Here is a 17,177-nt window from a genome sequence, read left to right as displayed (position 1 = left end):
CAGGCAACTGAATCATGATGGTCTTTGTGATCCAGTGCCTCGATCGAGGCCGTTCGATCATCAAAGCCGCTCGATCAAAAGTATTCGGCCACAGCACCCCATGAACGCAACTCCACTGGCCACGACCGACCCGCAACCCCCAGTCCCTCAATGCCCGGCGCGATCGTGGGTCGATCGCGTGGGCGATCGGCGTGATTGGGTTTGGCGCGGTTGGTCAACCCGCTACAGTTTCCTGCCCGGCCCGGCGGTGAATGGCGGGCCGCCCATTTTGTTGCTGCATGGGTTTGGGGCCTCGATCGGCTATTGGCGCTCCAACATGGAAGCCCTGGCCACTCACCATCCGGTTTATGCCCTCGATTTGGTTGGCTTTGGCGCATCTTGCAAGCCGTTGGTGGCCTACGATGCTTACTTTTGGGCGGAGCAGGTGCGGGAGTTTTGGCAAACCTTCATTGGGGTTCCGGCGGTGGTGGTGGGCAACTCGATCGGCTCGGCCATTGCCCTCACGGTGGCGGAATGCTACCCCGAAATGGTTTGTGGGGCCGTGGCGATTAGCTTGCCCGATCCATCCATGCGCGAGGAAATTATTCCCAGGGCCCTGCGCCCACTGGTGCTGGGGCTGGAGAATTTAGTGGCTTCTCCCTGGCTGTTGCAGGCTGTTTTTTATGGGGTGCGCCGGCCGGCCGTGGTGCGGCGCTGGGCTGGCTTGGCTTGGGGAGATCCCGGAGCGATCGATTCGGAGTTGGTGGAAATTTTGACAGAGCCGGCCCGCGATCAGGGGGCGGCCCGCACCTTTGCCCAAATCATCCGCGCCATGGCCAGCAGCCGGTTTTCGCCCCCCATTCGGCGGGTGTTGAACCACATCCAAATTCCGGTGCTTCTGTTGTGGGGCACGCGCGATCGACTCATCCCCTTCGCCCTGTCCCAACAATTTGTTGGCTGTTCACCGCGTTTGGAATTTGTGCCGATCGAGGGAGCGGGTCATTGTCCCCACGATGAAGCGCCCGATCGAGTGAATGCCCTCTTGCGCCAATGGCTCGATCGACTGGGGCGATCGGCCGACGCGGCAGGAGAACCCTAGGGAATTGCTGGCCGTTGCGCGAAACCCAACCGCAAATCGCCCTGGATTTAGGCCCACGTCTCACATAAATTTAGTGCTAGTCGGCTCATTGGGGTCATGCAGATTACCCAATAGCTAATTATTTCCAAATTCATCATTTTTGAGTCATTTTTGAGCCATTTTGAGCGATTCTTTGAGCCATTTATTAATTCATAAATCATTTCGTCTCATTTTTGAAGCGACTCTGAAGTGTCATTGGCCAGTTGGTTTCGAGCCGCCAAAACTTCAGAAAAATGCGCTCGCGACCAATTTGCAATTTCCATCAACGGCTCAATCAAACTCAATCCCAACTCCGAAAGTGAATATTCCACATTAGCAGGAGTGCCCGACAAAACCCGTCGATTCACCAGTCCGTTAACCACCAAACTCTTGAGAGATTGCGTTAAAACCTTCTGCGAAATGCCATCTATTCGGCGATGAATTTCGCCGTACCGTTTTGGCCCATAGGCCAAGCAATACAAAATGATGACAACCCACTTGTGCGCCACAATGTCTAGCACTTGCTGAGTAGGGCAATTCAGCGTGAACAGGTCTGGTTCAGGAAATTGACGAATCATGCCAGAGGTCACGCACCATTTGGTGCCTTATTGTTTCCTTCGGAAAAAGATTCTATACTAACCCCGCTGCTGTCAAGCCCAATTGACTAACTTGCTTTTTGGTTAAACCTTCATGCCATTGAAAGCATCTACCTTAGCAATTGAGGTCAACCCTGAAATAGGCAACTGCTTAGCTACAATAAAGCTCAAATTTAGTCGAATCAGATCGTTTTTAATAGTCTTTTGATCGTAATTTTTATCAGTTCTGAGTTTAGCTGCAAAACAAGTTCTCGGAGAGATTAAAAAGACCAGAAAAATACTAGACCCAAGCATTCAGAAAATTCGAGCACCGTCACAGCAATTTCTTGAGCATTAATTTCTTGAGCATTTTTGGAAGTGAGGCAACGAATATGAACCCGTCCACTCATCTATTTACGCCCATGCAGTTGGGAGCGTTGCTCTTGCCCAACCGAATCGTGATGGCTCCCATGACCCGTCTTCGAGCGATCGACTCGATCCCTTCATCCTTAATGGCAACCTATTACGCTCAGCGGGCTTCTGCGGGACTGATCGTAACTGAATGCACAATGATTTCTCCTCTGAGTAATGGTTACATTAACTGTCCTGGTGTTTACTCCGAAGCCCAAGTGGCCGGCTGGCAACAGGTTACTGATGCAGTACACAACCAAGGAGGGCGAATTTTTCTGCAATTGTGGCATAGCGGCCGCATTGCTCATCCGGCACTGTTGGGTGGAGAAACACCTGTGGCTCCCAGCGCGATCGCGGCGATCGGGACATTGCATACGCCGATTGGAAAAGTCAGCTTGGAAACGCCGCGCGCCCTTGAAATCGATGAAATTCCGGTCATTATCGAGCAGTTTACTCAAGGGGCTAAAAATGCGATCAGGGCTGGTTTTGATGGCGTAGAGCTACATGGCGCTTTTGGATATCTTATTGATCAGTTTTTGCAGGATGAATCGAACCAACGAACTGATCAATATGGTGGTTCGATTGAAAATCGATCGCGCTTTGCACTGGAGGTTGTTGAATCTGTTTGTAGCGCTATTGGGGGCGATCGCGTTGGGATCAAGCTATCTCCTAGTAACACATTTTATGGAATGCGAGACTCCGATCCCCAAGCCTTATTTAGCTATTTGCTTTCCGCCCTCAACGCCTTCAATTTAGCCTATGTCCATTTGATGGAGCCGAATGAGACTGATTTGGCAACCGATGCCGTTTTAAATCCCGTTTTGGCAACCTTACGATCGAACTATCAAGGAACTATCATCACCAACGGCAATTACGATCGCCTCAGCGCGGCACAAGTGCTTGAATCGGGTTTGGCGGAACTGGTTTCATTTGGCAGACCCTTCATTGCCAATCCTGACTTACCCGAACGTTTGGCGATCAATGCGGATTTAAATCCGCCAGATTTCAAAACATTCTACGGAAAGGGCGATCAAGATTTGCATATCGGCTACACGGACTATCCAACACTCGCCGATCAAGGGCATAGCCCTGCTTAGGGACTTTTTTGAGATTTTTCAAGGAGACTAGCATCCTGCATCGCAGTTAAATCAACCGGTTAAATCAACCGGTTGATTCAACCTATTGAAGTTGTGCCCTGAGCCGACTGGAATTTAGCTCCAAACCCCGGTAACACGACCGAGAAAGTGGAGATTTTTAGTCGATCGACGACCTATCCATTGCATAATGGGGGTCAACCTTTCGCATCGGGAGCAGCGGCATCGTGGGCATCGTCGTAGAAAACGTCACCAAACGCTTTGGCGATTTCCTGGCCGTCGATAACGTCAGCCTTAGCTTAGAGTCCGGTTCGCTGGTGGCCCTGTTGGGTGCTTCGGGATCCGGTAAATCAACCCTGCTGCGGTTGATTGCCGGTCTCGAAAAGCCGGACAGCGGGCGAATTTGGCTCACCGGCAAAGATGCCACCGACCAAACCGTACAAGAACGCAACATCGGCTTTGTGTTTCAGCACTACGCCCTGTTTAAACACATGACCGTGCGCCAAAACATTGGCTTTGGGTTGGAATTACAAAAGACCGATCGCGCCAAGGTTCGCCAGCGAGTCGATGAGCTGCTGGAGTTGGTGCAGCTTTCGGGGTTGGGCGATCGCTACCCCTCCCAACTGTCCGGCGGCCAACGACAGCGGGTGGCTCTGGCGCGGGCGTTGGCTGTGGAACCGAAAGTGTTGCTGTTGGATGAACCCTTTGGGGCATTGGATGCGAGGGTGCGCAAGGATTTGCGGGCCTGGTTACGGCGTTTGCACGACGAAGTGCATGTGACCACGGTTTTTGTGACCCACGACCAAGAGGAAGCGATGGAAGTGGCCGATGAGATCGTGATTGTGAATCATGGGCGCATTGAACAAATTGGCTCGCCCGCTGAAATTTACGATCGCCCCGCCACGCCTTTTGTGATGAAGTTCATTGGGCCGGTGAACATCCTGCCCAGCGATTCCCAAATCTTCCAGGCTCACGGCATTGATTCTACGGAACCGGAAATTTTCCTGCGGCCCCATGATGTGGTGATTGAACTAGCACCGGACACGGCCACGGCTCCGGCCCGCATTAGTCGGCTAGTGCATTTGGGTTGGGAAATTCAGGCAGAATTGGTGTTGGATGATGGGCAGGTGATGACGGCCCATCTGACGCGGGAACGATTTGATGAATTAGATCTTTCGCCCCAGCAGCGGGTTTACGTCAAGCCCAAGGGAGCAAAGGCGTTTCCGCTGCATTATTCGATCTAACTCTGTCCAATGCGGCCTGAATTACCCTGCTTAATTAATTCATTCGATCGATTCGATCGATTGGTTGAGTCAATACGTCTTAGGGCGTGTCGTCAAATCGCCTGAAACCCTGATTTTGTCGTTGGTAGATTGTGGGGGACAAGATGCTCAAGCCCCTTGTTACAACGGCTGGGACATGGAAAATGATCCTAGGAAATGACGACAGGCCCTAAGCTGCGCTGCCTAAATTACACCGATTGCAATTACACCGATCGCAATTACACCGATTGCAACAGAGACTGACCCAAGTAACTGTCGCGATCGGGCACGCCAGGCAGGGCAAAGAAATAGCCGCCCCCGATCGGCTTAATGTATTCCTCCAAAGGTTCACCATTCAGCCGATTTTGAATGGCTTCAAAGCCAGTTTTCACATCCTGTTGAAAGGCTAAAAAGAGCAAGCCCATGTCCAACTGACCGGCGCGATCGATATCGCGGGAGTAGTGGAATCCTTTGCGCAAAATTTGATGCTCTCCCATGCCGGGATTGCGCGGGTTTGCCAATCGGATATGGGAATCGCGGGGAATTGCTTTGCCGGCCCGTTGATAGTTTGGAATCTCTTCCTCATGGCGGTAGCCCAAGGGCGCACCGCTACTGCGCGATCGCCCCATCACTGCTTCTTGCTCGTCCAAGGGAGTTCGATCCCAAAACTCCACAAACATCCGAATGATTCGCACCACGTGATAGGAACCGCCGACCGTCCAGGCCGGTTCTGGGCTGTTGCGAGAAACCCAAACCAAGCGGTTCATTAATTTCTCGTCCTTCGGGTTCGGGTTCACCGTGCCGTCCTTGAAACCCAACAGGTTGCGCACGGTGGTGCGGCGGGGATGGGGGTCGCGATCGGGCTGCTGGAAACCGGCCATTTGCCAACGCAAAACCACCAACCCCGACAACTGCTTCAGGATGTCGCGCAGGGCGTGGATGTTGGTTTCTTCGTGGTTGGCGCAAAACTGCAAGAGCAAGTCGCCATGGCAAAGCTGGGGATCGAGGCGATCGTTCGGGAAATTGGGCATTTCCGTCAAGTGGCGGGGTTTGGCGGCGGCCAGGCCGTAGCGTTGGTCAAACAGAGAGGCCCCCACGGAAACGGTGACCGTGAGCCGATCGGCGGGAAATTCATCGCCCAAAATACCGGAGCCGCTGGGGGGATAGCGCTGATCCAAGGGCTTCAGGGCACCACCGGCCATCAAATAGGCAATTCGATCGGTCAGGGTTTGAAACAGTTGAGTCAGTTCCTGGCGATCGCGTGCGGTCACGTCCAGAGCCACCACCAGAGCAGCAGCCACATCCGGTGTCACGATGCCCGGTTGGTGAGGGCCCCAAAAGGGAATCGCCTCCGCCAGGGCAGCGGCTTCGGAGCGATCGCCCCACCAACGTTGACCTTGCCACAGGCCCAGGCCTGCACCAACGGCGATCGCCAATCCCCGTCCCAGGAGTTGCCGCCGACTCCAAGAAAAGCGTGTTTTTACCATGAATCTTCCCTCAGAATATTTCCTCAAAGACAATGTTTGCCCCGTTGGTATAGCAGGCAGGAATAACGGTTAGTTAACCCTAAACACCGATTACGCCCCGTAGTTTGGAAATGTTTTCCGCAAGCTTGGCCAAATCTGCCTGTAAGCGCTTTTTGTCGGCGGCCGAAAGCTTGTCGTAGGTCATGAAGTCGCCATTGGGCAGCTTATATTTCTCCAAAACCTGATTCACGGCCGCAAAATCCCGATCGACCCGTTGCAACACCGTGGGCTGAATTCGCTGCACCATGGGCCGCACCAAATCCACAATTTTTTGGGAGCCTTCCAAGTTGGCGCGGAATGACCAGAAATCCAAACGACTGTAGCGATCTTCCTCACCGGTAATTTTGCCCAGGGAGACTTCTTCAATCAGTTCCGAAGCCCCGCGAACCATATCCCTCGGCTCAATTTCCAGGGAAGCCACGCAGGTTTTTAGACCCTGAAGATCCGTCATCAGCTTGCGGGCGAAGGGTTCATAGCCTTTGGTGGTGTTGTATTTAAACAACCCCATTTCAATGCGGTGAAAACCTGTGAATGCCGGGTCGTCTTCCCCTTTAAAGTCATCCACCCGCGCATCGATCGCCCCATCCAGGGCCGCAAAGGACGAGGCGATCGGCTCAATGCGTTCCCAACCCAACCGCGATGAGCCATACACCGCTTTCGCCCCCGCCACATCTCCGGCAATTACTCGATCGGTAAACACCTTCGTATCGGTCACCAGGCGATCGACCTCTTGCACCACATAGGTCTTGTAATCGGCCACCGCCTTCTGAAGTTCCTCGGGCTTAATGGCCGGGTTCGGCGTGGCCGCAGCGCTGCTTTCTTCGGCCCCTTCACCGCCTTCACCGCCTTCACCGCCTTCGCCGCCTTCACCCCCTTCGCCGCCAGCGCCCCGCCGACAGGGATCCAGTTCCGAAGCTACGGCCCCAGGCGAGGCCGTTGCAGAAGCCACGGGAGATTCAGCCCCAGGCGAGGCCGCTTCCTGGGTTGAGACCGCCGCATTTTGCTGAGGTGCAACCGCGCAGCCCGTGGGACTTAGGGCCGTTAACAGATATGCACCAATGCCAACCCAAAGTTTTGTCTTATTTTTCATGGCTGCTGAAGTCTGATGGCTAAAGATCCGATGGCCAGCGGCAACGGTTGTCTGGCGGAGGGTGCTCGGGCGTGCCAACTGGCCACTCCAGGAATTAGAGCGGGAATCAAAAATTGCGAATTACTTGCAAGAGTATAACAGGTGCTTGTCCCTCTTCCGGGAGCCAAGCCAGAGCAGTCGCGATCGGGAAAATGCTTGCAGTTCTTGAAATTGACCGTTTTTGTAGTTCGTCATGTTCCAAGCACTTCGGCCGCTTAATGCCAAACTGTAGTAATTTTTCTAAGAAAAAGATCTGCAATTAAAAAGACTAATGATTATTTCTATTGCCAATGTGCTGAGCGCGGAGGAATTGGCCACCATGGAGGCGCAACTGGCGGGCGCAACATTTATTGACGGCCAGGCTACCGCTGGCTGGCACGCCAGGCTCGTGAAGCAAAACACCCAACTGGCCAGCACAGACCCCGCCTTTAGCCCCCTGCGAACGCTGGTGAGACAGGCCCTATGGCGTAATCCATTGTTCCAAATGGCAGCACTACCCAAGGCGATCGGCCCAATTCTGTTCAGTCGCTACGAAACCGGCATGGCCTACGGCAGCCACGTAGACAACGCTTTCATGGGCAGCGATCCCAAAATTCGATCGGACTTGTCTCTCACCCTGTTTTTGCGATCGCCCGAAACCTACGGCGGTGGCGAATTGGTGATTGAAACCACCAACGGCGAAGAAACCTTCAAGCTCGCAGCCGGAGCCATGGTGCTCTATCCCTCCTCTACTCTGCACCGAGTGGAGGCGATCGCCCATGGTGTGCGCCTGGTAGCCGTCACCTGGATCCAAAGTCTTGTCAAAGATCCCGCCGAGCGAGAACTGCTTTTTGACCTAGACACCGCCCGCCAAGCACTGTTTGCCCAAACCGGCAAAACGCCCGAGTTTGACCTCATTGCCAAAACCCACGCCAACCTACTTCGCAAATGGGGAGAACTCTAGCCACAACGATGCAACCACTAACCAGCCCCAGCGCGGTGAATGGGTTCAATACAAAGCGCTCATGGGCAACCTTGGATCGATCGATTCCAAAGGCAGCCTTGATCGATCAGGGACTGAAATTCAGTTCAGGTCAAATAAATTTAAATGTAAATTTATGTATAGAAATTTCGACAAATCGTAAAATTATCAATTTTTCTTGAATTCAAGAAATCGCGATTAATTCTTTATTCAGATAATGCCGTTTAAGTTACCAATTCAGTCAATTTTCATCATTTTTTGCTTATTCAATAAGGTCAAATTGTCGCTCAGATAAATTATAGATTAATCATGAAAAGCAATTAGAAAATATTGAAATTGATTTATTTCCATGGATAATAATTTAAGATTGAAATTTAAGGATTCTATTAATTAACACAAAGCAATTGGTTTATAGAGACTAGAATTTCATAAGAGCATTTTGAAATTTCCAAAAATTTTCTAACCAACTCCAAAAATAAACTAATAGAAATTTGTCTTGAGCTGTGACCACCAGGAGCCCCAAATTTAGGTTAATTAATGAAAACAACGCCGGATTTGTCTACATTTTCAAAAATTCACTGAATACTTTCACGACTTTTTCATAGATCGACGTAATACTCAATAGATCGATCGCCCACTAGAAATCTATGGAACAGATCACGAACGTCATCACAGTTCGCAAGTCCCTGGCGTGGCTACAAAAAATTCACCTGGGGCCAATCTTGGGAACCGCCCTGGTTTACGATGCCTTGGCGGAGCTATCTCGACTTCTGGCCTCAACGCCCAATTCGGTTACTCCTGTGTGGCCGCCAGACGGATTTGCCGTTGGCATCACGCTGCTCTGTGGCAAAAGAGTTCTGCCCGGCGTTTTTTTGGGATCTTTTGGGGCTAATATTCAAGCTTTTTGGGACAGTCGTAATTTAATTACCCTGCTGTTATCTACCTTGGCTGTGCTGGGCATTGCCGCCGGAACCACTGCGGGCACACAATTAGGAACGTTCCTATTTAAACAATCAACCCAAAACCGATATCCATTTAATCAAGTTTCTGACACCATTCGGTTCTTAGTCTATGCAGGCTTGCTAGGCCCGATCGTTAATGCAACAATGGGCGTAGGGATGTTAGCTTTTGCTGGAAAAATTAACTTTCTTGAAAGTGTTCTTAGTGTTTGGTTAATTTGGTGGGTCTCCAATGTTGCTGGTATTTTTATTTTAACGCCACTCATTTTAAGTGGACATCGTTATCTCAAGCTCAATCGACTAAATTGTCATAATTTATTACAAATTATTTTCCATATCCTGAATCGCAAAATTGTAAATCCATATTCTTTTCAAGGTGTTTTATCGCGATTGGGAATTAAAGTAGCTCCGAGCAAAGAAATTGAATTTATATTATTAATGCTAAGTGTTTTTTTAATTAGTTTTTTCGCTTTTTGGAATAGCCAATCTATTGCTTATGTTTTAATTCCTTTGTTGATTTGGGCCGTTTTTCGTTTTGGTGATATTGGTGCCAATTTAACAGTTTTTTTAATTTCTTTGATGGCTGTTTTAGGCACTGTGCGAGGTTTAGGCAGCTTTGCAAGTCCGCATTTAAGCCAGTCATTAATGGGTTTGCAGTCATTTATTGTGGTGGTGGTTTTCACTTCGTTAATTTTGACAGCAGTCTTGGCTGAACAAAACACTGCAAAGGTAAAGCTAAATCGAGCATTTGCAGATTTAAAGGTTGCCAATCATGTTTTGGAGCATCAAGCCAAAACGTTGGTTCACCAGAATCGAACCTTAGAACGAACCCTTGAGAAATTGAAGTTTACTCAAGCTCAAATGGTTCAAAGTGAAAAAATGTCTGCGTTGGGAAATTTAATTGCTGGGGTTGCCCATGAGATTAATAACCCGATCAGCTTTTTGGATGGCAGCATTGAAAATGTCGAAGAATATACCAACTATTTATTAGAGCATATTCGGCTTTATCAGCAGCAGTATCCTGAACCTAAAGTAGATATCCTCAAACATGCTGAGGATATCGATTTAGAATTTTTAGAAGAAGATTTCCCTAGGTTATTTGAAGCCATGCATCACGCCACAAACCGCGTGACTGGAATTAGTAAAAGTTTGCGAGCATTCACACGATCGGACACAGATCAAAAGGTCAAAGCCCAACTAGAGGAAAACCTCAACAGCACGATTTTAATTTTGAAATATCGACTGAAGGGCACTAATCAGCGACCTGAAATTAGAGTAGTCCGTAATTATGGAAATCTGCCTGAAATTTACTGCTTTCCAGGGCAAATGAATCAGGTTTTTATGAATGTTTTAGCCAATGCCATTGATGCGATTGACGAGTCAGCCGTGGGGCAAAGTTTTACACATTTACAAGCAAATCCTTACCAAATTACGGTAACGACGAAGTTGGAAGATAACCAGATTATGATTGCCATTGCTGATAATGCCAAGGGGATGAATGAGGCAACGATCACTCGGGTTTTTGATCACCTCTTCACGACCAAGGGAGTGAACCAAGGCACGGGAATTGGCCTATCGATCGCTCGAGAAATTGTGGTGGCTAAACATGGTGGGTCAATTGATGTGCAATCCCAGCTTAATCAAGGGACTGAGTTTTTGATTCGTTTACCCATTGAGTAATCCTTTACTCATGGATTACCCCACCGGTTAATCATGAATTAAAGTCAGGCAATTGATCAATTTTGATCGTTCAGAGATCCCCTAAGAAACCGGGGGCAACTGCTGTTCAATAAAGCCAATAATCTCTGGCAGACCATGGCCTGTTTTCAGATTGCTGAAAAGAAAAGGGCGATCAGCTCGCATTTTTTGAGCATCCCGTTCCATGATGGCTAAGTCAGCACCCACATGGGGAGCTAAGTCGATTTTATTAATTACCAAAAGATCAGATTTGGTGATACCCGGCCCCCCTTTGCGAGGAATTTTGTCACCGGCGGCCACATCAATCACGTAAATTGTTAAATCAACTAACTCTGGGCTAAAGGTGGCGGCCAAGTTATCTCCACCACTTTCAACAAAGGTAATTTGAATGGGACGATCGCCCTGTGCAAATTTAGCCTCTAATTGCTCGATCGCCACCAGGTTAATGGAAGCATCTTCTCGGATGGCCGTGTGGGGGCAACCGCCAGTTTCCACGCCCACAATTCGATCAGGAGAAAGAGCAGCACTCCGGACTAAAAATTGAGCATCTTCTTGGGTATAGATGTCATTGGTAACTACCGCCAGACTATATTGATCGCGCAATTTTTTACATAAAGCGTCAACCAGCGCTGTTTTTCCGGAACCCACAGGCCCGGCCACCCCGATTCGTAATTGACTGGTCATGGTAATCGATCATAAATGAACTGCTGAGATGAGCGCATGGCCAACTCATTCAATTTAAGAAATTTTGGCAAAGGCTCATTGAGTTTGACAAGATCCCTAACTACTCAAGCTGGGCCGTCAATGGGTAGTTCAATCGTTAATGTCGCTCCCTGTTGGGGTACAGACTGACAGGATAGTTGTCCGTGGTGCTGTTGAGTAATAATTTGATAACTCACTGATAAGCCCAATCCCTTGCCTTCACCCACTGGTTTTGTGGTAAAGAAGGGATCAAAGATTTTTTGTCGCACACCTTCTTCCATACCTGGGCCGTTGTCAGTGATGGAGATTTGTACAGTTCGATCGCTAATTTTGCGAGTTTCAATGGAAATTTCAGGCATTGGCTGCAAGGCAAAACCGGCGGGCGATCGCAAGGCATCGATCGCATTGGTCAAAATATTCAAAAAGACCTGATTGACCATGCTGGCATAGCAATTCACCAACGGAATTTCGCCATAATTTTTTAACACGCTGATTTCTGGCTGTTGGCTTTGTACTTGTAATCGGTGCTGCAAAATCAGCAGCGTGTTGTCAATCCCTTCGTGCAAATCGACTCGTTTTTGATCTGATTCATCCAAACGCGAAAAATTTCGCAGTCCTAGGACAATTTGCCGAACTCGATCAACTCCATTTTGCATCGAGTGAAACAAATTATTCAGATCTTCTTTCAGAAAATCCAACTCCACTTCTTTCATTCTTTCTTGAACGATTGGATGAATAGAGGGAGAATATTGCTCATAGAGTGCCAACAGGTTCAGCAAATCCGAAAAATAGGATTGAGCGTGGGTAATGTTACCCATAATGAAACTAATGGGATTATTAATTTCATGGGCAATACCCGCCACCATTTGCCCCAAGCTAGACATTTTTTCCGCTTGAATCAGTTGTGCTTGGGTTTGCTGCAGTTCTTGGAGCGTAATCTTCAACTGTTGATTTCTTTCGGTCAGCTCCTGAGTGCGGGCGGCCACTTTCTTTTCCAGATTGTTGCTGTAATCTTCCAAGTTTCGGTAGAGACGTGCGTTTTCAATGGAAATAGCAGCCTGTGCCATCAGAATTTGCAACACTTCCAAGCGATCGGGTGTGAACGCATCGATCGCCAAATTATTTTCCAAATAAAGAACGCCCATTAACTGTCCTTGCTGAGTAATGGGCATACAAATTACCGATTGAATTTGATGATTTGCAATGTAAGGATCATTGGTAAATAGTCCTTCAGCCATGGCGTTGCCCAAAACCACTGATTCTTGGGTTCGTTGCACGTATTGAATCAGGGAAATCGGCAAAGATAAACTCGGAGATAAGGGGCAATTCAGGGGAACATCTACGGCCGTTTGCCCTTCCACATGGCTGGTGGCTACCACGGTTAACCGATTGTTTTGTTGAGGATCTTTGAGGAGCAAATAGCCCGTTTGGGCCCCAGCATTTTCAAGGGTTAGTCGCGTTAGTTGGGTTAACAATTGCGACAACACAATTTCCCCAGAAAGGGCTTGGGCCGCTTTAATTACGGTGTTAATATCCAGCACCGTGCTGGCGGTTGTGTGGGGGTGGGTGGAGTGCTGAGTGCCCGTGGGCGGCAAGGTCGGCGGCCGCCGGGGCGACAGATTTTGTAAGGGCAGCGATTTGGCCTGGAGCGCGGCGACTTTGGCTTTGGCTCCCCAGCGATCGTAAGCATGAGCCGCATCCAGCCAGTATTGCTTAGCAATTTTGTCGCGCCCGGAATCTTGATATAGCTCAGCGGCACGCTCAGCAGCGATCGCCACTTCAGGCCAACGACTATGGGCTTGGGCCGTGTTGATAGCGCGATCATAATAGTCCATGGCGCGCAGGATTTCTCCTTGCCAGCGGGCCGTTTCCGCCAACACCAATTCATATTTACTTTGATAGTTTTCTGGTGCGTGATTTGCCCAATTTTTCAGCTTAGTCGTCAAACATTCTAAGGTCGAAGGCTGATCTTGTTCATCCTCATTCAGCGTAGTCAAGTCACTGGGTTGAGTGGTTTTGAGATAAACCAATGCGGCATAGAACGTGAAGCCACCAGACAACATAGAAGCGGTGGCGGCGGCTTGGTACTGGTCAGCCAAATTTGCCTTGATTTTCGCTGCTTCCCAGTCATTCATGACATAGGCCAGAATGGTTTCTGCAAAATAGATAAAGAAAAGCAGCATTTGGTTTTCAGAAGCTTGAATTTCTGAAACCAATTGGCGATTAATATAGCGACCTTCCAGTTGAGAAGTGGGTGTTTCTGGCGACTCCAAGGCTTCTGTGAGTTGTCGCCAAGTCATGGCTGGATATAAGCCATGATCCTGTTTAATTTTTTGGAGCAATTCGATATACAGTTGCTGCTCTCGGGCCACTTCTGTCAGGGGTGTTCCCACCAACATCATGTAGCCACAAGACCACATGGCGCAGTAGGTGGCATAAACCACATCGCCCGTTTCCATTCCCATTTGCACTGTGCGCTCAAGGAATTGAATCGTATTTTGATGGGGTTCTTTCCAATGAACCACAAAGGAATTGAAAAGCATGTGGATTTTGCATTTCAAAGCATCCGAGGGATATTGCTCCAAAATTTGCAAAGAAATTTGTCCCGATCGATAGCCCAATTCAATTTGATCTAAGGGGCCACACAACAACAATCCATACATGCCATAGGCGTAGGCAGCGAGGGCTGAATGGCCCAGCTCTAGGCACATGTTCACCATCCGAAAGACAATGAAGGGCAACAAATCGGGTCTTGCTTGATAAGAGGGGCCCGTGATGATGATCAGGATTTCAAGGGCAGCCAGAGCAGCGCGATCGCTCATTTCTGGATAATCTGCCAACTGGTCTAACTCCGGCAGCGGCTGATTCAGTTGCAACAATTGCGGATCAACCACCAAGGGATAGCCCAGCAGTTCCAAGACAGGCAAGGCTGTTTCGATCGCACTATGCATTTGGTTTTCAGCGATCAGAAACTGAATTTTTAGCTCATAGATTTTCGTGCGATCGCGCAGCGAGCGCGAGCGCTCTAAGGCAATTTCCGAAAGAATTTGTGCTTCTTCAAATCGAGTTAATAAATATTCAACTTCCACACTTTCGGTGTAGAGACTGAGGCTTAATTCATAGTCCGTATCCCAGGCATTTTCCGGCAGTAATTGACGACCCATCGCGAAGTATTCTTGGGCAGAATTGTAGGCCGCCGCTGCCTTAGCCTTACTGCCTGCTCGATCATTCAGCCGCGCCAAGAGTAGCTGTTCTTGGGCATCCGTAATGAGGACAGAACCCACATTCATCGCATTCACCACATCAAACAGACAATCATCTAGCCGATCGGGTTCAATGCTGTTGAGCAACAGGCGGCCCACGGTTAAATGGATAAGTTGTTTTTCATCATTAGGAATTAGAGAATAGGCCGCTTGCTGTACACGATCGTGCAAAAACTTGTAGGTGATCGTGACTGTTTTGCAATCTTCCAGCACCTGCGGAATTTTGTAAGCCGCATTCAGAGGAATAACCAATCCTGCTTGCAGAGCTTGCCATAAATCTGTAGAAGTTTCCGCTGTAGATTTTTCATGAACAATGGCTAACATATCCAAATCAAATTGGTTGCCAATGCAAGCGGCTAATTGCAGCGCTCGTTGCACAGAAACATCCAACTTTTGGATTTCATGAACCATCAAACTAATCACATTTTCTGTGATTTCAATGGGCGGCAAATGCTGAAAACTCCATTCCCATTGCCCCGTCCCCGATTCAAACCAAATGACCCCTTCAACATAGAGGTATTTAAACAACTGCGTTAAGAAAAATGGATTTCCTTGGGTTTTTTGCACCAGCAATTGGGCAATGGGTTCCACAGTTTCCGGTGGTCGGTGTAAGGTGTCTCCCACCAAAGTCAACACATGATCTAGCGTCAGGGGCTTGAGGGTAATGGTTTGCAGTTTGGCTCCCTCCGTTTCGATCGTGCCTAGCATCCGTAACAGGGGGTGCGTAGAGTCCACTTCATTGTCCCGATAGGCTCCCAACATCAACAGGTATTGCCCATCGGGATCAGTCATTAATTGTTCAATAAGTTGCAAAGAAGCCGCATCAGCCCATTGCAAATCGTCTAGAAAAATGACCAACGGTCGATCGACCTGGCAGAACACATGAATGAAGGTGCGAAAAACCAAGTTGAAGCGATTTTGGGCTTCGGAAGGAGGCAATTCTGGCGCTGGGGTCTGAGGACCAACGATCGATTCCAGTTCGGGAATCACATCGGTAATGATTGATCCATTGTTGCCCAAAGCGGCGGTCAATTTTGCGCGCCAAACGGCAATTTGCTCCTCCGTTTCGGTCAGTAACTGTCGCGCCAATTCACGAAATGCTTGAATAGGCGAAGCGTAGGGAATATTACGTTGAAATTGGTCAAACTTGCCACTGATGAAGTACCCACGCTGACGGGCGATCGGCTTATGCACCTCATTCACCAAAGCCGATTTGCCGATGCCGGAATAGCCCGCCACCAGCACCATTTCCGTATTTCCCGCGCTGACGCGATCGAACACATCCAAAAGCTGTTGCACTTCCATTTCCCGCCCATAGAGCTTTTGGGGAATGCTGAACGTGCCGCATTGATCGCGCTCCGCCAGAGGAAACGGGGCGATCGAACCAAACCGCTGCCACTGGCTCAGGCATTCCTCCAAGTCCCGCTGAATACCGTAAGCGCTTTGGTAGCGTTCTTCCGCCGTCTTGGCCATCAACTTCAAAATCACTGCCGACACTTGAGGCGAAATTTGAGCATTGAGGTCATGAGGCGGAATGGGTGACTTTGCAATATGGCAATGCACCAATTCCATGGGATCGCTGGATTGGAAAGGAAGCTGGCCCGTTAATAACTCATAGAGCGTGACACCCAAAGAATAGAAATCGGTTCGATAGTCCACCGTGCGGTTCATGCGTCCCGTTTGCTCTGGCGACACATAGAGCAACGTTCCCTCTAGAAGATTGGGACTGCTGAGGATTGGGTGTTCCTTAGAAAGGCGAGAGGCGATCGAAAAATCCGTTAGTTTTAACTGTCGAGTTTTAGGCTCAAAAATTAGATTATGTGGCTTAATATCTTTGTGAATAATCTGGCAGTTGTGCAGTCGTCCCAAAATTGCTGCCAACTGACAACCAATCCATAGAATATCATCCAGCGAAAGCGATTGATTTTGGAGGCAAGAGGTCAAGTCACACCCTCCAAAATCCTCAAGCACTAAAAAGGGTTTACCCTGGATTTCATCAACTCCGTAGGTTTCCACAACTCCTTCTAAGTTCAAGCCTCTGAGCACTTCATACTCATGCTGAAGCTTAGCCAAATCAGCCCGATTCGGATAATCAGAAGCCACCGTTTTCAAAATGACCGGCTTTTGCTCTGGTTGCTTCACAGCCCGATAGACAATAGTCCGTTCGGTTGCTGAAAGAACCTCCGAAACTTGATATTGAGCAAACACATCCATAGCAATTCAGTGGCAGCGCAATTTACAAACAGAAACAGAATCAAAACAGGGACAGAATCAAAATATAATCAATCTTGAAGGTTGTAAGTCAACCCTGAACTTAGATTCACATGAATTTGAAATTATTGTTTGATTTTGCTAAATTGTCATATTTTTATTAATCTTTTATTTTTGTTTTTCAAATCAATCAATCTGGGTTTATGGATTTATCGAATAACAACCTGCCAACTGAAGCGATTGATTGTATCGAGCTTGGATCGAATTTAGATTGGTAATCAATGTTCAAA

At 48.7% G+C, this 17,177-nt stretch carries 10 protein-coding genes; 5 read left to right on the top strand and 5 right to left on the bottom strand.

Annotated elements, in window-relative coordinates; genetic code table 11:
- The first annotated feature begins 100 nt into the window (after window positions 1-100).
- Entirely contained in the window at window positions 101-1,078 is a 978-nt protein-coding gene (locus VPK24_RS01125; protein WP_393009960.1) for an alpha/beta fold hydrolase, read from the top strand.
- Between the two features lie 206 nt (window positions 1,079-1,284).
- Here the strand turns inward: VPK24_RS01125 and VPK24_RS01120 are convergent, their stop codons facing one another.
- Entirely contained in the window at window positions 1,285-1,674 is a 390-nt protein-coding gene (locus VPK24_RS01120; RefSeq protein WP_190529508.1) for a winged helix-turn-helix transcriptional regulator, read from the bottom strand.
- Window positions 1,675-2,063: 389 nt separating this feature from the next.
- On the opposite strand from VPK24_RS01120, the gene VPK24_RS01115 reads away from it, so the two are divergent.
- Window positions 2,064-3,179: an alkene reductase gene (locus VPK24_RS01115; protein WP_393009958.1), complete on the top strand. Its 1,116-nt coding sequence runs from the start codon at window positions 2,064-2,066 to the stop codon at window positions 3,177-3,179.
- Window positions 3,180-3,403: 224 nt separating this feature from the next.
- Window positions 3,404-4,420 carry a TOBE-like domain-containing protein gene (locus VPK24_RS01110; RefSeq protein WP_190355835.1) on the top strand — a complete coding sequence of 339 codons (1,017 nt, stop codon included), beginning with the start codon at window positions 3,404-3,406 and terminating at the stop codon, window positions 4,418-4,420.
- Window positions 4,421-4,677: 257 nt separating this feature from the next.
- Here VPK24_RS01110 and efeB read toward each other — a convergent pair whose 3' ends face one another.
- Together efeB and efeO are read right to left on the bottom strand one after the other, a co-directional pair.
- The gene (gene efeB, locus VPK24_RS01105) at window positions 4,678-5,925 is read right to left on the bottom strand and encodes an iron uptake transporter deferrochelatase/peroxidase subunit (protein ID WP_393009956.1); all 1,248 of its coding nucleotides are present in this window, start codon (window positions 5,923-5,925) and stop codon (window positions 4,678-4,680) included.
- A gap of 79 nt (window positions 5,926-6,004) precedes the next feature.
- On the bottom strand, window positions 6,005-7,054 hold the full coding sequence (gene efeO / locus VPK24_RS01100; protein WP_393009954.1) for an iron uptake system protein EfeO: 1,050 nt from the start codon (window positions 7,052-7,054) through the stop codon (window positions 6,005-6,007).
- Between the two features lie 310 nt (window positions 7,055-7,364).
- On the opposite strand from efeO, the gene VPK24_RS01095 reads away from it, so the two are divergent.
- On the top strand, window positions 7,365-8,036 hold the full coding sequence (locus tag VPK24_RS01095) for a Fe2+-dependent dioxygenase (RefSeq protein WP_393009952.1): 672 nt from the start codon (window positions 7,365-7,367) through the stop codon (window positions 8,034-8,036).
- A gap of 665 nt (window positions 8,037-8,701) precedes the next feature.
- Window positions 8,702-10,693, top strand: a complete 1,992-nt coding sequence (locus tag VPK24_RS01090) for an MASE1 domain-containing protein (protein WP_393009950.1) — start codon at window positions 8,702-8,704, stop codon at window positions 10,691-10,693.
- Between the two features lie 81 nt (window positions 10,694-10,774).
- On the opposite strand, the gene ureG is transcribed toward VPK24_RS01090, so the two are convergent.
- Window positions 10,775-11,395, bottom strand: a complete 621-nt coding sequence (gene ureG / locus VPK24_RS01085; RefSeq protein WP_393009948.1) for an urease accessory protein UreG — start codon at window positions 11,393-11,395, stop codon at window positions 10,775-10,777.
- Between the two features lie 104 nt (window positions 11,396-11,499).
- Window positions 11,500-16,890, bottom strand: a complete 5,391-nt coding sequence (locus tag VPK24_RS01080) for a trifunctional serine/threonine-protein kinase/ATP-binding protein/sensor histidine kinase (protein WP_393009946.1) — start codon at window positions 16,888-16,890, stop codon at window positions 11,500-11,502.
- Window positions 16,891-17,177 lie beyond the last annotated feature (287 nt).

It is taken from the genome of Limnothrix redekei LRLZ20PSL1 (assembly GCF_043235035.1).
Lineage (GTDB): Bacteria > Cyanobacteriota > Cyanobacteriia > CACIAM-69d > CACIAM-69d > CACIAM-69d.
Note: the sequence above shows the minus strand (reverse complement) of the source record. Positions and strands in the feature narration are given on the sequence as shown.